The sequence below is a fragment of the Marinoscillum luteum genome (assembly GCF_044005705.1).
Taxonomy (GTDB): domain Bacteria; phylum Bacteroidota; class Bacteroidia; order Cytophagales; family Cyclobacteriaceae; genus Marinoscillum; species Marinoscillum luteum.
Map to the genome: position 1 here is coordinate 539,045 of NZ_JBIPKE010000017.1, position 22,158 is coordinate 561,202.

17 protein-coding genes are annotated in these 22,158 nt (G+C 46.0%); 11 read left to right on the forward strand and 6 right to left on the reverse strand.

Translation table 11 applies throughout. From position 1 onward, the window contains the following. Window positions 1-54: 54 nt before the first annotated feature. Window positions 55-672, reverse strand: a complete 618-nt coding sequence (locus tag ACHKAR_RS13595) for a hypothetical protein (protein WP_395417832.1) — start codon at window positions 670-672, stop codon at window positions 55-57. A gap of 121 nt (window positions 673-793) precedes the next feature. On the opposite strand from ACHKAR_RS13595, the gene ACHKAR_RS13600 reads away from it, so the two are divergent. From ACHKAR_RS13600 to ACHKAR_RS13615, 4 genes are all read left to right on the forward strand, one after another. After that, complete coding sequence (locus ACHKAR_RS13600) at window positions 794-1,363, forward strand: RNA polymerase sigma factor (protein WP_159584766.1); 570 nt, start codon at window positions 794-796, stop codon at window positions 1,361-1,363. A gap of 60 nt (window positions 1,364-1,423) precedes the next feature. Continuing rightward, a complete protein-coding gene (locus ACHKAR_RS13605) occupies window positions 1,424-1,810 on the forward strand; it encodes a hypothetical protein (protein WP_395417833.1) in 387 nt (128 codons plus the stop codon). 478 nt (window positions 1,811-2,288) lie between these two features. Further along, complete coding sequence (locus ACHKAR_RS13610; protein ID WP_395417835.1) at window positions 2,289-5,192, forward strand: PEP/pyruvate-binding domain-containing protein; 2,904 nt, start codon at window positions 2,289-2,291, stop codon at window positions 5,190-5,192. Beyond that, complete coding sequence (locus ACHKAR_RS13615) at window positions 5,189-6,454, forward strand: serine hydrolase (RefSeq protein ID WP_159584763.1); 1,266 nt, start codon at window positions 5,189-5,191, stop codon at window positions 6,452-6,454. The genes ACHKAR_RS13610 and ACHKAR_RS13615 overlap by 4 nt, the downstream gene beginning before the upstream one ends. A gap of 6 nt (window positions 6,455-6,460) precedes the next feature. Here the strand turns inward: ACHKAR_RS13615 and ACHKAR_RS13620 are convergent, their stop codons facing one another. The 4 genes from ACHKAR_RS13620 to ACHKAR_RS13635 all read right to left on the reverse strand — a co-directional run bounded on the left by ACHKAR_RS13620 (window position 6,461) and on the right by ACHKAR_RS13635 (window position 12,496). Further along, window positions 6,461-9,280 carry an Npt1/Npt2 family nucleotide transporter gene (locus ACHKAR_RS13620; RefSeq protein WP_159584762.1) on the reverse strand — a complete coding sequence of 940 codons (2,820 nt, stop codon included), beginning with the start codon at window positions 9,278-9,280 and terminating at the stop codon, window positions 6,461-6,463. 3 nt (window positions 9,281-9,283) lie between these two features. Beyond that, window positions 9,284-10,291, reverse strand: coding sequence for a serine hydrolase (locus ACHKAR_RS13625; RefSeq protein ID WP_221413409.1), 1,008 nt, complete (start codon window positions 10,289-10,291; stop codon window positions 9,284-9,286). Window positions 10,292-10,694: 403 nt separating this feature from the next. Then, a complete protein-coding gene (locus ACHKAR_RS13630; RefSeq protein ID WP_395417837.1) occupies window positions 10,695-11,453 on the reverse strand; it encodes a LytR/AlgR family response regulator transcription factor in 759 nt (252 codons plus the stop codon). Next, window positions 11,450-12,496, reverse strand: coding sequence for a sensor histidine kinase (locus tag ACHKAR_RS13635; RefSeq protein WP_159584760.1), 1,047 nt, complete (start codon window positions 12,494-12,496; stop codon window positions 11,450-11,452). Before ACHKAR_RS13635 ends, ACHKAR_RS13630 begins: the two co-directional genes overlap by 4 nt. A 259-nt stretch (window positions 12,497-12,755) precedes the next feature. Between ACHKAR_RS13635 and ACHKAR_RS13640 the strand changes: the two genes are divergently transcribed. After that, entirely contained in the window at window positions 12,756-15,185 is a 2,430-nt protein-coding gene (locus ACHKAR_RS13640) for a TonB-dependent receptor (protein ID WP_395417839.1), read from the forward strand. 122 nt (window positions 15,186-15,307) lie between these two features. On the opposite strand, the gene ACHKAR_RS13645 is transcribed toward ACHKAR_RS13640, so the two are convergent. After that, entirely contained in the window at window positions 15,308-16,027 is a 720-nt protein-coding gene (locus tag ACHKAR_RS13645; RefSeq protein WP_395417840.1) for a hypothetical protein, read from the reverse strand. 555 nt (window positions 16,028-16,582) lie between these two features. Here ACHKAR_RS13645 and ACHKAR_RS13650 point away from each other — a divergent pair. The 6 genes from ACHKAR_RS13650 to ACHKAR_RS13675 all read left to right on the forward strand — a co-directional run bounded on the left by ACHKAR_RS13650 (window position 16,583) and on the right by ACHKAR_RS13675 (window position 22,148). Then, window positions 16,583-17,641 carry a hypothetical protein gene (locus tag ACHKAR_RS13650; protein WP_395417841.1) on the forward strand — a complete coding sequence of 353 codons (1,059 nt, stop codon included), beginning with the start codon at window positions 16,583-16,585 and terminating at the stop codon, window positions 17,639-17,641. Window positions 17,642-17,643: 2 nt separating this feature from the next. Continuing rightward, complete coding sequence (gene cap12, locus ACHKAR_RS13655; RefSeq protein ID WP_395417842.1) at window positions 17,644-18,582, forward strand: CBASS system CD-NTase-associated NAD(+) hydrolase Cap12; 939 nt, start codon at window positions 17,644-17,646, stop codon at window positions 18,580-18,582. 145 nt (window positions 18,583-18,727) lie between these two features. Further along, window positions 18,728-19,273: a HEAT repeat domain-containing protein gene (locus ACHKAR_RS13660; protein WP_395417843.1), complete on the forward strand. Its 546-nt coding sequence runs from the start codon at window positions 18,728-18,730 to the stop codon at window positions 19,271-19,273. 402 nt (window positions 19,274-19,675) lie between these two features. Beyond that, window positions 19,676-20,203: a hypothetical protein gene (locus ACHKAR_RS13665; RefSeq protein WP_395417844.1), complete on the forward strand. Its 528-nt coding sequence runs from the start codon at window positions 19,676-19,678 to the stop codon at window positions 20,201-20,203. 469 nt (window positions 20,204-20,672) lie between these two features. Then, the gene (locus ACHKAR_RS13670; protein ID WP_395417845.1) at window positions 20,673-21,182 is read left to right on the forward strand and encodes a lactoylglutathione lyase family protein; all 510 of its coding nucleotides are present in this window, start codon (window positions 20,673-20,675) and stop codon (window positions 21,180-21,182) included. Window positions 21,183-21,389: 207 nt separating this feature from the next. After that, a complete protein-coding gene (locus ACHKAR_RS13675; protein ID WP_395417847.1) occupies window positions 21,390-22,148 on the forward strand; it encodes an NADase-type glycan-binding domain-containing protein in 759 nt (252 codons plus the stop codon). Window positions 22,149-22,158 lie beyond the last annotated feature (10 nt).

Genomic DNA, 22,158 nt, shown 5'->3' on the forward strand with positions numbered 1-22,158 from the left:
GAGGTTTCTCAACAGCATCCAGCGCTGTTGAGAAAACCTCAAATTTTTACTTTATTAACCTCTTTTAGCTTTGGTGTTCGCTTTGTATTTGGCGATCACGTCCTGCAACTCGGTGTTGATAGCCGCTGCCTTTTCCTTGGCCGCTTTGGTCAGGTCCAGACTTGCTAAATACTCACCTTTCTCAAACAGGCTTCCGGATTCTGAAACAGTGCCTTCGATGGTAGAGAGTTCACCCTGTATGGCCAGTAGGGCCGTGGTGCCTTCTTTACCTTTTGGAGCCTCTGTGATCAGCTGCTTATTAGCCTCTATCAGAGATTTCACTTCAGCGATTTCCGCTTGAATCTGATTCTTAAGTTCCTCTTTGGTGGTTTCTGTTTCCTGTTTCACCATTGTTGCCAATTGTGCCACAGAAGCCAGACTTGCCTTAGAAGCCGTGAAGTTTTTGAAGAGTTTAGTCTTTTGAGCTTCTATGGTTTCTATCACCGCTTTCATAGAGTCCTCAAGAGCCAGATAGCTCTCAGTTGCATACACTTCTGCACCAGCTGCCTTGGCCTCATTGATAGCCAGAGTAGCCTGGTCAATTTCCGCCTGTGGTACATCCCCACAACTAGTGAATAACACAGCGGCCAGACCGAATGCAGCAAACGCTTTTAAATATTGATTCTTTTTCATTTTTTTCTAATTGTTCTTGTGAAAGATTAAATGTTATATTTCATTTTAGATTGAGACGCACCACCTGCATAAGGTAACTGAGAAATGAAATTTATTTTTTTGAAAATTTTTTAAAGTGGCAATGAGTACCGATTTGGCAACGTGGTCTGATGCAGAGCTGATAGAAAAGCTCAAGGAAGGGAATGCCTCCAGATTTTTTCAGGAGCTGTACGAGCGGTATTATAAGAAGGTGCTGGACAAGTGTTACAGCTTTGTGAAAAACCGGGAAACGGCCCGTGAGCTGGCAGAGGATGTGTTTTCCAAGACTTTTGAGAAAATCGGGTCTTTTAAGCAGAAGTCTTCATTTTCTTCCTGGCTATACTCCATTACTTACAACCACTGCATAGACTACCTGCGGGAAAAGAAGAAGCTGCACTATCCTGAGTGGAACAAGGAAAATGAAATTCCTGAAATCATCGATGAGTCCGACGAGGCACTCTCAGAAATTACCTATGAGAACCTGCTACTGATCATGGAGGAGATTCACCCAGAGGAGAAGGCACTGCTGCTGATGAAATACCAACACGACTTATCCATCAGGGAGATCAGTACTTCGCTGAGAATCAGTGAGAATGCGGCTAAAATGCGGTTAAAAAGGGCGCGTACCAGGGTGGTGTTTTTGTACACTCAAAAATATTTAAAGCACGGATGATGGGTTACTTTCCTGGTTATTTCCGTCATTATAAGAAATGTAAGGGCAATGGATGATTTTTTGAAAAAGGTAATTGACGGGAGTGAAGCGACCCCACCAGAGTCATGCTTACTCACTTTTGACAGAAATTTCCCCAAAGCGATCAACATCGACTGGTCGGAGAAGGAGGCGAAATTTGAGGCCATATTTTACCAGGATGATATCGAATACATCGCGATGTTTGACCAGCAGGGTCTCCTGGAAAAGTACACCATGTACCTGACTCCCGATTTGCTGCCGGTTGCCATCAAAACCCACATGGATCAACTGGGCGAAATTATGAACGCAGTGTTGATCAATGAAGGCAATCAGCTTTTATACGAAGTGATCATCAGGGATGCAAATCTCAAGCGCTATGTGCTCATGGTGGATCAGTTGGGTAAGGTTTTGGAGGAGCGAAAGCTCTGATGAAGGAGTGTTCAGAGTAGCAGGTCAGCGCTGTATTTTATTTGGAAAAATAAAGATGAAAAAAAATCCACGAAAGGTGTGACTTAATCGTTATTTCTCGTCCTAACTTTTACAAAGAGAAAACTGACATAATGAAAAGAATTTTTACATACCTCATCCTGCTTCTTTCTGGAATAGGCATATTGTTGTTTGTACTCAATCACAACAAAACAAAGACTCAGGATCCCGAAGACGAGGAGGTATAAGCTGCCTTTGGACCTGTGTGGTCCCTTCCGTAATATCTTTTGAATACTCAGCGAAAACAGTTGGGCCGGGGTGTTTGTTGGTAAAGCAGACTGGCTTGATGCTTTGGTGTGTTTTACCGTGAGTTGGCTTTTGCAAAGTTTAATCCATCAAAAGTGAAAGGCACCCCCCGCTCTTTAGGGAGTGCCTAGCTGACTTTGGTTACCTTTATCCTACAGACAAGACCCTATTTTCAATGAATTACACAAAAGGCTTTATTCTCTTAATGCTATTTGGTAGCCTCATAGGTGCCACGACTGCCCAGAGCAACCAGACCGTTACAGATGCTGCGATCAGCAAAATGATTAACGCTTATAAGTCGGATTCCAAAGGCCCTTATAAGGACATCCGCTGGTTTTGCAAAGACGGCTCCACAGTGGCTCCGCAGGAGCGATGCCCCGAACCTGGAGTGCAGCGAGCGCGGTATAAAGACGAAGTGGTGGCTTTGGGCGCGAGTCATCATATTTTTTTAGGGCAGATCCTTTCTAACACGGCGCACGAGGATTTTTGGGACTCAGAATACCAGGGATCTCGGATGAAACAATACAGTCTGGAACAATACCTCCGGGCCAATGATGGCGGTTGGATCAACAGAAGAGCGCAGTTTTATCGTGGTGCTTTTCAGGCTGAGGATGAGGAAGCCTGGGGCCTGGCTTACCTGCAGTGGTTGCTCGAGGATAAAAGCCGGCTCGTAGGTCAATTCTTTTTGATTCGCCAAAGTGCAAAGGACATCCCGCACTCAGGCGACAACAATACTGCTCAGAGTGTCAGAGCCATTTCCAAGGAAATTTCTGATGTGTATAATCCATTCATGGACCTGCGCGTGAAACTGCACGGTCAGCCGGAAGAATCCGACATACAAAAAGTACGAGACTTTCAGGCAGCACATTCAGCTAAGCTGAACGCTGAGCTCAAGGAGAAGCTCACGAGCCTGCTGGCCCAGATGGAGATTTTTTATCAGCCTGTGGCCATCAGTGATTTCAAGAGCCTGGCTAAAAAGGTGCCTAATAGCTTGCCGGCAAATGGCACCCTGGTTGACTTTATGGAGCAGTACAGTCAGGCCAGGACCAGCCGGGATCGCTGTGAGCTGATCGCCACGACAGGCCTTACCTTACGTCGGCAGATCGTCAATCCAATGAAATCAAGTGCTCGTCTGGCGCTGATGGATGCTTCCATCAAAATGGAGACCATGCTCATCAGAGAGTCAGTGCTGTGGAGGCCTGAGACACTTGCAGAGCTACTCATCAAATCTAAAACCCTGGCTCAGGCAGCGACTGGCTTTGGTTACCTCGAAATTTGGGAGTGGGAGACGCTGGATGCCAATCTAATCATTGTCGCCGATGGTGAGATAACCCTGAAGGAACTTGGAGATGACCTGGATCACCTTCGGAGGTCGGTAGAGTGGAGCGCCGGGACGTTTAGAGCTACTTATCAGGAGGTGGTGAAGCGTTATGGTTCATTTGAGCCTCTGGCCAATGGCTTCATCGACGACCGGGTGCGGGCTTCGTGTCTGTTGCAGCTGGGGAGCAGCGTATCCCTTTTGGGTGATTTCTTTGCCGATCAGGCGGGATTTTCAAACCAACTGTTGGGAATCAAAAATCAAAGTGCTGCCCGTGGACTCAACCCCGGATATGCCATGGGCGAGTTGGTGGTGACCAATCAGTCTCCAGAGGAGATAGAGGTGTCTGGTGATAAAATCTATGTATTCAACAGGCCTCCTGCCGACCTGAAACCGGTGGCGGGTATTGCCACGGTCACGGAAGGCAACATGGTCTCGCATGTCCAGCTGCTGGCCCGAAACCTGGGGATTCCGAATGCCGTGCTGTCCATGGAAAACCTGACGGCTTTGCTTCCATACAATGGAAAGAAGGTGTTCTACGCGGTTTCGAATAAAGGCACGGTACTGATGAAGCTGGCCACAGAGATGACTCCTGAAGAAAAGGCCCTCTTTGCCAAAAAGGTGAGAAACGAAGAGAAAATAAGTGTACCCGTGGAAATGATGGAGCTGGATGACGCCAGAATCCTGAACCTGCGGGACGTCAATGCCTCCAAGTCGGGCATCATCTGCGGCCCCAAAGCGGCCAATTTGGGCCAGCTGAAGCAGCTTTTTCCCGATCATGTGGTGAATGGTATTGTCATACCTTTTGCCATTTTCAAACAGCATTTTGACCAGGCGATGCCAGGCCAGGGGATGAGCTACTGGCAATACCTGAAAGCCACATTTAAGGTGGCGGGTGAAATGAGTACTGCCGGATCCACAGATGGTGAAATGGAAAAGTACGTGATGGGCAGGTTGGAGGTATTGCAGGTGGCTATCAGGCAGATCAAGTTGATGCCCGAATTTGAGGCTGCTCTCAATGCGAAGTTTAAAGAAGCATTTGGGGTATCGCTGGGCAAGGTGCCGGTTTTCATCCGTAGCGATACCAATATGGAAGACCTCAAAGACTTCACCGGGGCGGGCCTCAACCTCACACTCTTCAATGTGTTGGATGCGCAAAAAATACTACAGGGGATCAAAGATGTATGGGCATCACCCTATACCGAGCGCAGTTATAAGTGGCGCCAAAAATATCTCCTTAATCCTGAAAACGTGTTTCCTTCCATCCTCATCATCCCCAGTGTGGATGCAGACTGCTCAGGTGTGCTCATCACCAAGGGAGTGACCACCGGAAAGCCAGATGATAACACCGTGGCTTTCAATAGAGGTGTGGGTGGTGCTGTGGAAGGGCAGGCAAGTGAAACCTGGCTGCTGGAAGCAGACAGAACCATCCTCTTGTCGCCCTCACGCGAGCCGGACTATACCTCCATCCCTGCCACGGGTGGCACCCTCAAAAAGCATACTACTTTTGAGGAGCCCGTGCTGTCAGAAGCCAATTTGGTGAGCCTCGGGGAAATGGCCGAAGCCCTGAAGGAAAAGCTGGGCGAGATAGGGATGAAGAGTCCTTATGATGTAGAGTTGGGATTCAGGAAGGACAAAATATGGCTTTTTCAGGTCAGACCATTTGTGGAAAACAAACGGGCAGCAGCGTCTGAGTTTCTCAGATCGATCACGCCTGTTTTAGCAGGGGATCAATTGATACCATTAAATACCGCCTTATGAAACTGACTATAAAGATTGTGCTTTCCGGGTTTTTAGGATGTGTGGTGCTTACTTCCGCCGACAACCTCTACCCAATAGATGGATATGAGCTTACCGGGATTCGCAGACTGAAGCGCCTGGAACTGATCATGGCTGGTGAGCTCAAGGAAGGTAAACCCATTTCTGGGGCTCAGAAGTCTATCAGCGACATCAAACTCAATCTTTTGGGTGCCAAAGGCGATAGTCTGGAAGCGTTGCCTGCTACGGATGCAAAATTTCAAAAATCCGTCAATGCACTTTTTCCGAATCTGGACGAAAGCTACTCGTTGGCCCTGCTGGACATTACTCCCGGTAGGCCGATGCGCTACGCTTCCCGAAAGGAAAATCTACAGTACCAGCCTGGTAGCGTAGGAAAAATTGCTGTGGCCACAGGCTTCTTCGCTGAACTGTCCAAGATTTACCCTGACTCTTTTGATCAACGAAGAGCACTGCTGCGGGATCGTTCGGTACGGGCCGGAAAGTGGGCCATGTATGATGAGCATACAGTTCCGATTTTTGATTTGGAAACCAGAAAGCAGGTGAAGCGAACCGTGGTAGAGACGGACGTGTTCTCACTGTACGAATGGTTAGATCACATGCTTTCTGTGAGTAACAATGGCGCTGCCAGTGTATGCTGGCGTGAGGCCGTGCTGATGCGGGTATTTGGTAAAGACTACCCCACACTCACAGAGGAACAAGCCGATGAATATTTCAGAACTACCCCCAAATCACAGCTCAGTGAGATTGCCAATTCGGTAGTCAATGATCCACTGAGGGCCCTGGGTATTACCACTGACGAATGGCGTTTGGGGGCATTTTTTACGAAGGGTGCGGGTTCTTTTATTCCCGGAAAGGGAGGGAGTATAGGTACCCCTTCAGGACTAATGAAATACCTGGTAGCGATGGAACGTGGCCAGGTGGTGGATTCTGCCTCCAGCCTCGAAATCAAGCGCATGCTCTACATGACCGATCGCAGGATCAGGTATGCAGCAGCTCCCCAACTGGCTACTGCAGCGGTGTACTTTAAATCAGGTAGCCTGTATAGCTGTAAGCAAGAAGAAGGATATCAGTGTGGTAAGTACATTGGCAACGTGAATAATTATATGAACTCCGTAGCCATTGTGGAGCATACCGATGGTACTACCTATCTGGTGGTGCTGATGAGCAACGTACTCAAGAAAAACTCTGCAAGCGACCATGCAGCTTTGGCTTCCAGCATTGACCGGATCTGCAAGTTGAAATAGACCTCTTTAGGAGGTTTTCGCTTGCTGCCCGAGGATTTTCGCTGCCTGTTCTCTGATCTTTTCGTGGTGGCTGTTGAGAAATGGCCGTACCATCTCTTTGTATTCCACTGAGCCAACGGCCTCTATGAGTTTGAAAACTGCCAGTTTCAATTTGGCATCACGCCCATCCAGTAGCATCACCAGGCATTTCTTTTCATCGGGTACAGTGACCTTCAGGTGGTCAATGATGTCTTTGCTGAGAACATCCAGCATGGCACTCTCTGCGATGGGGAGCAGCGCTTTTTTAAGTGTGGGCTCCAGTAGGTTATCCAGGTATTCTACAGAGTTGAGTCGTACGTGCTCATTGACACTCCTGATACCTTCATAGGCCGAGATGATATCATCCGGAGGGTACCTGAGGCCTATGAGCCGGAAAATCCGCTCCAGTGTGCCGTCCAGCCGCCTTTCCAGCAGGCTGGTGAGCTGGGTGCGTGCTTCTTTTATCTGTGCCGACTCATGTACGGGTAGCAGCTGACGCTGTTTGTAAAACACTCCAAGGATATTTTTGTAGACATTGCATTCGTCTATGACGTGACCAAGAATGTCCTTTTTGTTAATCCGAAGATGAGGAAAATCACGCTGGAGTGCATTGAGCGACCTTAGTGCCTCCAGACGTAGCATTACGTCATTGGTATTGAGGAAGGAGAGGAGTACTTTCACCGAAGCATAGGCATCTATGCGCTCCAGTACTCCGGGAATCATGTGGGTGACTTCCGCACGTGTCGTAGCATTGCGGACCACCCGGTCCAGCTCCGGGAGGATGCCCACACCATAATTGAGCAACGCCAATTGGGCATTTTTTCGGGTTTCCCGGGGTACCAGAAACTCTGCAAGCCGCTCTATAAAGGTCACATTCATGGTGAACCCTGCCGCAAGGATGGCCTCATTGATCACGCGAACTTCCTTGTCGTCCATGAAGCTGCGGATGATGGGATAAAAGGCGGGAATATTGGCATGACCAGCCGCTCTGAGGATCATTACTTTATAGAGGTATTTCTCCTCCGGATTTTCAGAGAGACCGATGTAATCGATCTTTTCGTGAATACGCTGCTCCACCTTCAGCAGGCGTTTCATCTCTTCATTGTTTCGTGCTTCCTCAGCCAGCCCTACCAGCGCCGCACCGCTGATGGTAGGATCGCTATGGGTCAGGTAGTTATGAATGAGGTTGATTCGCTGTTCTTTGGTTTGACGCAGGAGCTGGGCAAACGCTTTGTACCGCACTTCCTGATCAGGATCAGAGAGGAGGCCCTCCAGAACCTGCGGATCCACCGTTTTTTCCAGATAATAAATGGACTGCAATGCACGGGCTCGTACAATAGGGGATTGATGAACTAAAAACTGACTGACATTATCGAAAAGCCGTTTGTCAGGAATCTCCCGCACCTTATCCAGCACGTAGAGAATTTGCTGCTCAGTGCCGGTTTCCAGTGCACGTTTGAGTCCGTTTAAAACAGAAATATTGCTGTAATCCGGCTGCACATTCTTCTTGTCAATCTGCGCAAGTTTAGATTTGAAAGAGTTGAGGTATTCCTGCCTCACTTTGAGTGCCACCCAGATCCAGATGATGAGAATGAAAATGGTGAGGATACTCACCGCTCTGACGGACAGGTCAAGGCCATTGATCAGGAAAATGAGCATCAAACCGGCCAGTCCTGTGGCAGCCAGGTCCACGAATACGTCTATGAAACTTTTCGTCTGACTTTTAATACCTGACGGAATGGGTAGTGCCAGAAGCTCTGTAGCGGATTTATTGACCGACTGCTTCACGGATACTTCCCACAGCCTGGTGAAAATCCCCGCCCAAAGCACGGGCGCGAAGAGCAAAAGAGAAGACCCTAATAGAATACCACCGGGCAAAGCAAACAGGGAAGTGCCTACGCCATAGGTACCCACTATTCGCCGGGTGAGAAAGAGCTGTATGAGCAGGGAGACCACATTGAAGGTGGAAAGCCAAAATCCGAAAAAGGATGTGAGCTCATCCGGATCATCAAAGGACTGGACCGCCACACTGCTAAACTGAAACTCGATGAGTTTGGAAACAATCACGCCAATGCCGATGATCAGCGCGAGGTAGGTGAGGTGCTTCGACTGGCGGATGAGCCAGATCGGGTGATCACCAAAATCCTTCATCCGTTTTTTCCGTTGAAAGCGGGTCAGCTTGGGTATGTGTCGTGTCCAGATCACATTGTTGAGGTAGATACAGACACACAGAAGGCCGGCACCAAAAAAGATCAGGTTGGTGCCTTCTATGTAATTGGCCATGATGGAGGTCATGTATCCACCAGCCACACCTCCGGCAATGGGGCCTGCGCCAATAAAGCTAAAGAGACGCTTGGCCTCTCGCGCATCAAAAGCCAGGTTGGCCATGATCCAGAACTGAGAGGTGCTTAGTACGGCGAAGATGGCCACGATGACATAGAGCACATAGAGCACCAGTGCCGGTGAAATGCTGAGTTTAAGCAGTATGCCAAAGAATGTCAGCAGGATCACGGAGATCAGCAGGGTGGAGTTGGAAATACGCCGAAGCGAGCGGCTACCCAGCGCTCTGGAGTAAATCATGGACACCCCCATGGCGCTGATGGCCACCATGAGAAACATGAGGGGCAATTGGTCAACGCCCATCATGGAGAGGAACTGGGCGTTGACTACAGGTTTTATGACCAGGAGTGTGAATATCAGCAGGAAAATATTGAGCTGCATGAGCAGCACCCGCTGGTATTCTCCTTCACGTACATCAAAAGTCCTGAGTAAAAATGCTTTTATAAGATCTTTTGACTGCTCTAACAATTTTTAAATTTTCGGTTTTAATTTTTTATCCACTTCCATGATGAGTTCACGCATGATCTTTTCACCATCTTCATCCTCTACCAGGGCCACCAATATATACCTTCTCCACGTAGGACCCCAAACGAGTGCTGAGTCAGAATGATAATTTCTCCACGATCCTGATTTTCGGAAAACCTGTGCCCGTGGCGCCACCTGATCCAGGGTGTTGACAAATTTATGGTGCAGCATGGGATCTCCTAAGTAGGCGAGCATTTGTTTTGAGCGCTCATAGTTCACGAGCTGCCCAAAGGCCAGCAGGTAATAGTACCTGCACACCTGTGTGGCTGTGGCACCATGGCTGATGTTTTTCAGTGGATCGCCATTTCTGGGTCCCGTGCTGGCGTAGCGCTTGCCTACCCAAAGGCCACCCCCTTTTTCTTCGTCGTAGAAGTCGTATTTGGGGTCCTGCATTACTTCAGCAATCTTATCCAGACCTACCCGGTCTATCATCCTGGTGGTGGCTGCATTGTCACTCTTGGCGATCATCATGCGCATGTCGGATTTTATCTCATCGGTTTCCTCCAGCAGCCCCTGATCGATCGACTCTGTGGCTGTCAGCAGTACGGCTATTTTGGGGAGGCTGGCAGCATACATCATATCGTTGCCATTGACCCGGGCAAACTTCACGTTGTAGGAGTCCCTTAAGTCCACGAGTCCGATGCACATCTTCTTTTGACTGGCCAGCGTCGCCCACTTTTTATTGGAAGCAATGATGCCATCCAGGTCTTTTTGCAGGGAGCTGTTCAGGAGTGTGGTGAGTGGACGGATCAGTGAGTCATTCATCACGATCGGCAGTCCGGCGGGCTGCATCTCAGCCCTGTTTTCGGCGGATGAGGACCGGGAACTGTTGGGGAAGTTGATGAACCGCATGAAAATACCAATGGTGACAATTACACCCAGTGCGACCAGAAGCCTCTTTTGGACGGAGAGCTTCTTTCCTTCAAATGAAATTGAGTTTTTTGTGGTTTCCATCACCTCGGCTGTTGCTTTTCTAAAGGTAATAAAGAGATAGGTAAATGATTTCCAAAATCACTCGACCTGATGTTCGATGTTTTCAAATGGGTGCTGTTTCTAAAATAGACGTTCATAGAGAATCTTCCCTGGGGTGGATTGACTTCCTTTCAGAATCAGGGCTTATGCCGTGTATATAGCATTTTCCCTATGTCATTGCCCAAATTGATGATCCTCAACGTATGGACGATCGGGAATGTTGTGCTTTTGACCGGTCGGTAAAAAATAAAATTTCAGCGCCCTGAAATGGTGTGATTTAGGGCCTTTTTGGCCTCATGCTAGGGAATAAAAGTCCGATCTTAAGATGCTTTGAATGGCATTTTGTATGATGTTTCCAAGGGTCAGAAATACCGATTCTCATCCCTCAATCGCCCAGCCATTTTCTGAAATCGCTTGCCTTTTCGGCACTCACTACCACGTCTTCTTCCAGTTTGGGATTCAGCTCTATCAGGAGCTTGCCTTTGTGGTATCGGTGTACCGCCGATATGGACCTGAACTGTACAATAAACTGCCGGTTGGCACGGAAAAATTTATTGGGATCCAGCTGCGTCATGAGTTCATCCAGGGCCTGATCCAGCAGGTAGGTTCGGCCCTGGGTAGTCGCCATGTGTACCACGCCATGTCGGGTTTGAAAATAGGCCACATCCTCTGTCTCCACTGAGACCAGTTTGTCTCCAACTTTCGCCAGAAAACGGATTTTGTAGTCTTGCCCGCCCAGCTTTACATTTTTCAGGAGCTCGCTCATATCCACCCCTCCGCCGAAGACCCTCTTCATTTGCTGGTATTTGAGGAGGCTCTTTTCCAGGTCTTCTTTTTTGATGGGTTTCAGCAGGTAATCAATGCTATTGACCCGAAAAGCCTTCAGCATGTATTCGTCAAACGCGGTGGTGAAAATAACGGGCCTGGTAATAGGCACTCGATCAAAAATATCGAATGAAATGCCGTCACTCAGCTGGATGTCACTGAAAATAAGATCTGGAATGTGGTGGTTGTTAAACCATTTTACACTTTCCTCCACACTGTCCAGCACCTCCACGATTTCAATATCCGGATTGATTTCTTCGAGCAGCTTTTGTAACCGACGAAAGGCCGGTGCCTCGTCTTCAATGATCAGGACCTTCATACGGCGATGTTTCGGTTTTCTATCAGGTCGATCAACGGAATAGCAACCATGTAGTTTTTGGGGGTGGTGATGATCTCAATTTGCCTGTTGCCCAGGTATTCATAGCGTTTTCTGATATTGGCCAATCCGGTTTTTGTGGACTTCTCGATCACCGGACGCTTTTGCAGATTGTTCTTCACTACGATGGAGGATCCGTTCTCTACATACACATCGATGTGGAGCGGATCGGCTTTGGACACCACATTGTGTTTGATGGCATTTTCTACCAGCATCTGTATAGTCAACGGCGCAATGCTGAGGTGCTCATATTTCTTGTCTACATTGAAGGTGGCTGTCAGGTTATCCGGAAAACGCATTTTTAAGAGGTACAAATACGATTTGGCAAAGTCCAGCTCCTCATGGAGATGTACCAGGTCCCGTTCTTTGTTTTGCAAGATGTAGCGATATACTTCAGAGAGTTTCTGTGTGAAATCAATAGCCACCTGCTGGTTTTCCGCGATCAGCGTGGTGAGGGTATTCAGGCTGTTGAATAGAAAATGGGGGCTCATCTGGTTTTGCAGCACCTCGAATTGGGTACGAATCTGCTGATTTTTGAGCTCCTCATTTTGTTGGATAGATTCCTTCCATTTTTCAAAGAAAAAGACCGTTTCGTAGATCGTGCCAATGATAATTGCCAGAATGATGTTGAGCATGAAGTATTCTGAGCAGGCCAGGAAAACCCCACTCAGGGTATATTCCACCAGACCAAGTGCCATTTTGAAGGGAATCCCACCGATGCTCATCCAGACGAAGAGCGCCATGTAAGTGAGAAAAAGTCTTTTGTACGTTTGGCTGATCTCCGGAAACACTTTGCGAAACCACATAAAGAGGAGATAGGCGCCGTTCCAGTAGATGGCCGTGAAAGCCACCGAAACGAAGTAATGTGACCAAAAGGGTAGGGCGGCAGCTGGTGTTCCTTCCTGCTCTGTGAACATCACCAGAAACCCGACGAGGAAGATTCCTACCCAGCGCACGTGTATTTCCCTGATTTTGAAGTTTTTCATAAGGATCCCTAAAAACTGATATAAAGCTAACCAGAATTTGAAAGGCTGGTTAACGAATTGCCCCTGAGGCCGTATTTGTGTGCTTCGAAACCGGAAAATCACGGGCCGAACCCCGATGATCTGTCGTTGTGATATGCAAACCCATTTCATAGGGCCATATACACGGTTCACCTGATTGCTTTATGGACTCACACGGAATTGCCTACCAGGCATTTCTCTACCCCCGTAGATTCGAACAACTGAACCAAAACACACGCTTATGAATACGCTTACTATTCGCAATCAGACTGTAAAGATTTTAATTGGGATCGCCCTGGCCCTTTTTCTGGTCTTCAATTCCTTTGGGCAAACGCAGGTGATCAAGGGAAAAATCATCGACGCACAGGCAGAATACGAACTCATTGGGGCCACGATCCTCGTGCTGGGGAGCGAGCCGATGCTGGGCACCATCACGGATGTAGATGGAACCTTCCGACTGGAAAATGTACCTGTAGGAAGGCAAACCCTGGCCGTGCAATATGTGGGCTATAAAAACCAGACCATCCCCAATGTACTGGTGACGGCAGGTAAGGAGGTGATCCTGCAGATCAAGTTGGAGGAATCGGTGGAAAACCTTGAAGCCGTGGTGGTGACCGCCAGTGCCAGCAAAGACCTGCCCATCAATGAAATGGCAAAGGTGAGTGCCCGCACGTTTAGCCTGGAGGAAACCACCCGCTTCTCTGGCGGGCGAAACGACGTGGCTCGATTGGCCACTTCCTTTGCAGGGGTGAGTGCACCCAATGATTCGCGAAACGACATTGTGGTGCGGGGAAATTCACCCACCGGTCTGCAGTGGCGGATCGAGGGGATTCCTGTGCCTACCACCAATCACTTTGCTACGCTGGGGGTAACCGGCGGGCCGGTGAATGCACTTAACACCAACATTCTGAGAACATCAGATTTCCTGACGGGGGCTTTTCCTGCGGAGTATGGCAATGCCAATGCGGCCGTTTTTGATGTGAATTTCAGAAATGGAAATGCCGACAAGTTCGAATTCACCGGACAAATGAGTGCCTACTCGGGAATGGAGCTGATGGCAGAGGGTCCAATCAACCGGGAAAAGAACTCTTCCTTTGTAGCTACCTACCGCTATGGCATAGCCAGCCTGGCTGCTACCGGTACGAGTGCTGTGCCTTATTATCAGGATTTTTCCTTTAAGGTGAACCTGGGGGAAACCAAAATCGGGAAATTCGAAGTGTTCGGACTTGGTGGCTTGAGCAGCATTGATTTCAAAGGCGACGAGGTGAAAGAAGGAGACCTGTTTGCTGACCCGGCCGTGGATGCCTACATCGACAATACCCTGGGGGTAATAGGAATGTCTCACCTGGTGCGACCCAACAAAACGACGTACATCAAAACCACCGTGGGTGCATCCACCACTCAAAACAACTACTACCAGGACAACTTGCTGAAAGACAATGGCGGGGAGACCGTTGGGAAATTCAGGGCAACGAACGTGGAAACGGCAGACAGTCGCTACACCCTCTCCTCGGTGGTTAACAAGAAGTTTAATGCCCGGTGGAACCTTCGGGCTGGCTATCTGGGCGAGCTGTATCATGCAGATTTTCTCTACAACGACCGGGACAACCGGGCCGAAATACCGGATGAAAACAACGATGAGATCCCGGATTATTTCATTCCGGTGCGCAATGTGAGCGAATACTACCTGCTGTCGCGGGTTTTTGGTCAGGCGGAGTATAAGCTCACTGACAACCTGAGCACCACCTTTGGGGTGACCACTCAGTACCTCGGTCTGTCCGAGAGGTTTTCCGTAGAACCACGGGCGGCCCTCAGCTATCAGTTCACCCCCATTCAGCGGATCAGCCTGGCCTATGGTCTGCATTCGCAAATGGCCCCTTCGCCCATCCTTTTCCTGCAGGAAGAAACCAGCCCCGGTGTATTTGAGCGAACCAACAAAAACCTGGATTTTATCAAAAGTCATCATTTTGTGGCGGGGTACGACCGTAACCTGGGCAAAGACTGGCGATTCAAATCGGAGATCTATTACCAGCACCTGTACAATATCCCGGTGCAAAGCACCCCGAGCAGCTATGCCATCATCAACGAAGGGGCGGACTTTGTCTTTGACGAAAGGGGCTCGCTGGTCAACGAAGGAACGGGAAGAAACTATGGCCTGGAGCTCACACTGGAAAAGTTCTTTTCGAACGACTACTACCTGCTGATGACCACCTCGCTGTTTGACTCAAAATATAGCGGGAGCGACGGGATTGAGCGCAGCACCAGCTTCAACAACCAGTTTGTGTACAATGTACTTTTCGGAAAGGAATGGAAATTTGGGCCAGCCCAGCGAAATGCCTGGACGTTTGACACCAAGTTTACGACCTCTGGCGGCAAGCCCTATACGCCTGTGAACCTGGAAGCTACCCGGGCCAATGCCGGACGCGAGGTGCGCATGGACGAGATAGCCTACAGCGAGCGATATGCCAACTACTTCCGCTGGGATGTGAAATTTGGGGTGCGGATGAACAGCCCCAGGCGAAACATTTCCCACCAGTTTTTTGTGGACTTGCAGAACGTGACCAATCGCAAAAATGAATTTGTGCGCCGCTACAACGAGGTGACCGATGAGGTGAATTCCATTAAACAAATCGGCTTTTTTCCGGATCTCATGTACCGAATTCAGTTCTAGGTCGAAAATGGTTTTATTTTTTGGACTAACTGTTCTATCTTAATACCAAGGTCCCAACCAGCGGGAGAACAGATGAGGCTTGTTTCAAGGGGGAAACTACCCGAGAGACAACCTCATTTGTATTATTGAGCCTTGGATTTTTCAAATCTGTATACCAGACCTGCTTTGAATTCAAATTGAAGTGGTAAAAATTCATTCGAATCATTACGTTGATATTGCTCACGCTGGGGCATTTGTGGATTGTCCGTCCTTTGACCAACAAATTTGTAATTCCAGATTTTGACAGGAACAGCCAAGTTTATTGCAATGTTTGGATTCACCTTTATGAAGAGATTGGCCAAAATTTCCAAATCAGTGTCTAGGATAGTCTCTGCCGTCTTAAAGGCAGAAATTCTTGGCTCCACTACTTCTCTGTCGAATTGAGGATTGATTCCTACACCCAAATAGGTTGAGATCTTTTCATTGTCAGATAATCTGAAGCTGTACCCAGTTCGAAAGGAGCTTGTAAAATTGAAAGTATTTTCTCCACCAATTACCTGAGAATCCCCAACGTCATTCGTATGAGTTGTCTCCGTATCTTTACTTCCAATGTTAAACTTCCCCGTTTCGAAAAGGAAAAAATGACCCGACTCTTTAAAACTAAAAAAGGAGACTGTGGGAATCTTATACGCGTCAAATTGCTTTTTCGAGGTACTGTTTACCTGGCCGCCTCGGGTATCAGAATCATATTCCTTCGAATATTCAACTAGCAGTACACCTCCTACGCCGACACCAATTTGTTGACTATAGGCCGATGGAAGAAATTGTAGAAGCAGGCTAATCGCAATAATTAGATTTTTCATGGATAACTATTTAGTGAATTCAATCTAATTCAGATTCATTTTAGCTGAGCTAAAATCCATGAATAATTAGCCTGTAACCAACCTATCAAAGTAGAGGAAGCTTGTTTCAAGGGGCAAACTACCCGGGAGGGAACTTCATTTTTTTGATTAGCTGATTGAGAATTGCAAAGGTTCAAGACAGCCGTGCAGTGTTTGAAGAAGGCCGTGCAGCGTTCCAAGACGGCCGTGCAGAGATCCAAGAAGGTCGTGCAGTGTTCCGAGATAACCGTGCAGAGGTTTAAGACGACCGTGCAGAGCTTGAAGGTAAGCGTGCAGCGTTCCAAGATGGCTGTGCAGAGGTACAAGACAGCCGTGCAGTGATCCAAGGCGACCATGCAGCGCTTCAATAGGACTATGCAGAGATCCAAGAAGGCCGTGCAGTGCACCTATGGCCAGTAATGGTTTGATCAGGATAGAAAATCTGCTAGATTTGGTAGAGAACGGTTGACAGCCAGGGGGTTGTTGGTCGGTTGTTATGGGCAATTATTCGGAACGGATTCCACTTATTAGAAATTTATGGCAAAGAATTACAGACAACTTGTTGAAAGCGTAAGAGGCAGAATTAACCCTGAAAATTTTGCTTTCGAAAAATCCTTTTCTGATGAATTAGGAACAATTTCCTATAGCGAGGTTTTAACATACATAAGAATTGCTATGAAAGGTGTAGAACCTGAATATACTCGAAAAAGCAAGGAAGCTGGTGAAAGAGTAAAAGGTCACCTGGAACGAACTCTTGATAATGTATCTTTTAAATATCAAGGCTCTGTTATGACTGATACACATATAAAAGGATACAGTGATATTGACCTCCTTACGATCTCTGACAAATTTTATACTTACGATGCTAATAACGCCAAAGACATATTGGCTAAACCAGAAAGGCGCTCCAAATATTATCAAAGCTCTATTCAGAAGCTTGAATATGAAGTAAATACTTCGTCATACTCTGGAAGTGCTTTGGATGATTTAAGGAACCTGCGTAGAGATAGTGAAATTGTTTTGCTTGACAACTATGATATCTGCGATACCACCAAGCCAAAATCGATAAAAATAACAAACAAGAGTCTTAGGCGAGATGTGGATATTGTAATAGCCAACTGGTATGACGATGTTAGGTCAATAATCAACGACAAGGGTGATTATCGAGGTATTCAAGTCTACAATAAAGAGACTCATTCAAAAGGAAATGCGGACTATCCATTTTTAAGCATCAAGAGAATCAATGAACGAAGTTCTGAAACGAATGGGCGACTCAAAAAAATGATAAGATTTTTGAAGAACTCAAAGGAGAATTCCAACCATGAGATTGATCTCAGCAGTTTCGATATCAATGCAATTTGCTATGATATTAAAGTATTAGAATACCAAAATTTGAGTTTCTATGAATTGGTTTCAGTAATATATTATCAGTTGAAGGCAATATGTACAGATAATAACAAAGCCAACAACTTGTTATCTGTTGATGAACGAGAATATATTTTTAGACATGATTCTTTGAAATTAGATAACCTTAAAAAGTTGTTATCTGAAGTCGAGAGCATATTTATTGATCTTAAATCAACAATACGGATTTAAAAATGATAAAGAAACGCTTGTTTATAGGATCATCGTCTGAAGAACTAAACCTTGCTGAAACAGCCAAAGCTATTCTCGATAAAGATTTTGATGTCTCTATATGGAATGAAAATGTTTGGGATAAATCAATATTTAAGATCAATCAGAACTTTTTGTCGGATCTCCTTAAAGCTACATTGCAGTATGATTTTGGAATATTGATTGGAACAGGAGATGATAAAGTGACGTTTCGAGGGACGGAAGTTTTACAGCCAAGAGATAATGTTTTATTCGAACTGGGATTGTTTACAGGTCGTTTAGGCACTTCGAAATGTGCGTTTTTGATTGACAAAGAAATCAAATTACTTTCTGATTTTGGCGGCCTATCTGTTGCTCAATTTGATACTGAAGATAGTTCAAGTTTTGAAAGAGCCGTTACTCAGATCAAAGATCTATTTCTGTCGAGTTCAGATGATGACTTGAATTTCTTTCCTTCATCTACGCTGGCATCTGTATATCTGGAAAATTTGATTGTTCCAATTTGCCGATTCTTAATTGAGAATGGCGGATTTAAAGTCGGAGACAATCACTACAGGAAATGTCAGATCAATGTTATTGTCCCTGATCGAATAAATGAAGATGTGAACCTTCAGTTCGAGAAATTGAAATCGACCATTCAAACTGAGAATGTAACCTTTAAGTACGCAGGGAGACCTAGAAATATTAGCATCGATACTCAAATGAAAGATGGAACTTTGGAGTTTATCGACTTCCCGACAATTATTTCTGGGATTAACCATGCTATTTCAAATCTTCTTCCGAATGACTTCAATAAGTTAAGTCCTGATTACAATTCAATTCTGGAAAGGGAATTAAGAAGGTTCATTACAACTTTGAAGAAACTTCTAATAAAACATGGTTTCGATGAAATGGTAAGTGTTAAAAGAGAATCTGAATTATAAAAGCTGATAACAAACACTAAAATGAATATGCGAACTGAGCTATATGAAATATCAATGCCAAACAGACACTTCAGTGCTTCTAGCTACTGGATCACATACTCATTTTATTAGACGTTACCATCAATGCACTTCAGAACGTAGATTATTGGAACTCGAAAAACTCAAACAACGAATCTTAACTGGAACACCTTTCGAACAAATGGAGGTGGTGGATGAACTGGTTGAAACGAACACCAAGGATGCTGTTGAACTCTTTATCGAATTGCTTGAATCGACTGATCCGCGAGTTAGGAACTCGGTTGCTTTGGGGATTTATGAACTCAAGCCACAAACGGCACTTGAACCACTGCTGACAGCCATTTTCAAACCAGAAAATCACAACTATAACGGAACTCTTGTTTTCGCACTTGAACAACTGGATTGTACACACAAATTGAAAGATGTGTTCAAGATTTTGTTTTATGAATCCTATGAAGCAAAGATCAGTGCCTATGCAATTCTGGATAAGCAAACATTCGAATTCACTCGAACTGAACTATTAGAAATACAAGCAATGTGGAACGACCTACTTGCCTACCCAGAAAAATGTCCTGGCTTCAGCTCGGGTGACACGAGAGAAATGATTGAAGTTTCGGTCGAAGGCTTTATGGGCTATTTAAACGACAAAAACACAGATGGTAACGGAAGTTGATCGGCCATATGTCTCCCGATAACTATCGAGAGTGCTGTCTGCATTCTCCTTCTCTCACTCTTCAACCCAACCCTCAACTTCCAGGCGGGACGGCCCGACAGAATTCCGGGCGTGCGAGGGCCCCGATCATGATCGGGTAGGGTGGGAAGTGATCATTCTGTCATGATTTTGGTTACTTTTCATCAAGGAAAGTAACAGCCAGCCCGGCTTGAGGGCACCCCTATAGCCGGCAATGGTTTGTTCAGGATAGAAAATCTGCTAGATTTGGTAGAGAACGGTTGACAGTCAGGGGAGTGTTGGTCGGTTGTTAGATGGCATCACTGCAACATGAAAAGTTTTAGGTTATTCTTAGTTAGTTTCTTTCTCATCTTTGTGGCGTTTATTATTCCAACAGTTTGGAACATGCCAGACGGAACACAGGTCATTCTGGCAGTGATCGTCATGATTGCCTTTGGAGTGAGTTTGGCAGGACTATTTGCCTTTCGAGGAGACATTAAAGGATCGAAGCGCACAATTGCCTTAATTGGCAATATTCTGACAGTTGCTTTCTTTGTTTTTATGGTGGTTTGGAGCTTGAGTCCAACTTTTGAATCGAATATTAAAGAAGCTGAAATCCAAAGCATTGAAGAAAAAACTGCTCTTGGATACATCCATGATTTTCAATCTAAAAATGTTCGAATCTTCGAGAATTCGGTGGGTGAAACAAAGCAAATCAACTTAGAAATTACCGATAGCGAAATAATGAGCAACTATCTATCTAGAATGGACACAACTCCGGTTGACTCAGTCTATTTGTTCTCTATGAATATGGCATCCAAACTACACCAACAACTGAGGAAGGATTATTCATACGACAACATCCACTTATCTTTTCTAAGCAACGACGAACAGGTTTACTACTTCGACTTTTGCCTGAACAACTGCGATTAAACACCATCTAACAAACGCTGATCGGGCATATGTCTCCCGATAGCTATCCGGAGTGCTGACTGCTTGCTCCTCCTCTCACTTTTCAACCCAAACCTCAACTCCCAGGCGGAACGGCCCGACAGAATTCCGGGCGTGTGAGGGCCCGATCATGATCGGATAGGGTCGGAAGTGATCATTCTGTCATGATTTTTGGTTACTTTTCATCAAGGAAAAGTAACAGCCAGCCCGGCTTGAGGGCACCTAATCAACAGCAACGACGAACAAAATTACCACCCCGTGTTGCAGCCACCCCGAACAAACGAAAGATGGAGAGGTTACGGAACTTCCAAGGAATTTAAAATCTAACCGTAAATAAATAAACCATTCTTTATCGCTCCCGTTACCCCATGGGGTTCTGAGGGTTCAAAATCTTCTGGCTTTGCTACCAGATGGCCATCAGGCATTAATACGATCAACAAAAGCTAATATCATGAAAGACATAAAGTATCCGAAATCCTTTTCGCACATTGGGATTACTGTGCCTGACATCAGGAAAGCGGTAGGTTTTTATCATAACGTGATGGGATGGTATGTGATAATGCCACCATCCACCGTAAAGAAGGAAAGAGAAACAGCCATTGGACAGATGTGCATTGACGTTTTTGGAGAAAATTGGGAGGAGTTTGAAATCGCGCATTTGTCTACCTCTGACGGAATCGGGATTGAGCTGTTTTCTTTTCCCCACGGGATAAAGGAAGCCCCTGAGTTTAACCCTTTCAATACAGGGCTTTTTCACTTTTGTGTACAAGATCCTGATATCGAAAATCTGACCAAAAAGATAGTTGAGTCTGGCGGAAAGCAAAGAATGCCGATCAGGGAATACTACCCCAATGAAAAGCCTTATAAAATGGTCTATGTAGAGGACCCATTTGGAATCGTGTTTGAGATATATACCCACAGTTATGAGTTAACGTATTCTTCCGGAGCTTATCAGGAATAGAACACATACATCAACGGGAGCCCGACCTTTTTGGTGTGATTCTCCAACAAGCGAGACAACGATTGCTGATTTGGCAATTTGCCGATGGGGTGTACAGCCATATAGACAATCATGGTTTACTCAGGAGTTAAAATTTACTAGATTTGGTAGAGGACGGCTGGCAGTCAGGGGGTGTTGGCCATTTGTTACCACACATATTCAGTACACATGAAGACTCTACTAGCTATATTGTTCATTTCATTCTTCAACTTTCTGAACGCCCAAGACATACCAACTCTCAAGCCAACAATCGGAAAGATGCTTGATTTCGGTCCAACTATTCAAAAAGAATGGGCCCTAAGAGACAAAGCCTTGGAAGATTTGAATGAGGGCAACAGATCGTGGGAAGAACTAACATCCGAAGAACAAGCGACCTTTGAAAAGTATGGTGAAGTCTATGAAAACATGTGGGATATTGTTGGAGGTGGATGTAGTTGGTATTGCGGAGGTGGACTAGATACCCAAACTGCTTCATCCGAACTTTCTGCACAGGGCACCAACACATACATCGCCAATAATGCTCATGATTTGAGCTATGAAACAGCTTGGGTAGAAGGAGTTCCTGGTTATGGAATAGGTGAATATCTCGAATATCACGTTAAACCTGAGAATCCTAGAATAACCGACATAATAATTGTGAACGGTTATGTCAAGAGTGATAATGCATGGAAGAATAATTCCAGAGTCAAAACCTTGAAAATGTATGTTGATAACAAGCCATATGCAGTACTAGAACTTGCGGACACCAAAGCAGAGCAGCATTTTAAAGTTGATCCTATTGGTTACAACGATCGACATAACTTCGAGCAACTTAAGAAAAAACCGAACTTTACAATGAAATTTGAAATCTCAGAAGTTTACCCCGGTGCAAAGTGGGATGACACGGCAATAACCGAAATTTACTTTAACGGACTTGACGTCCATTAACGTGTGGTAA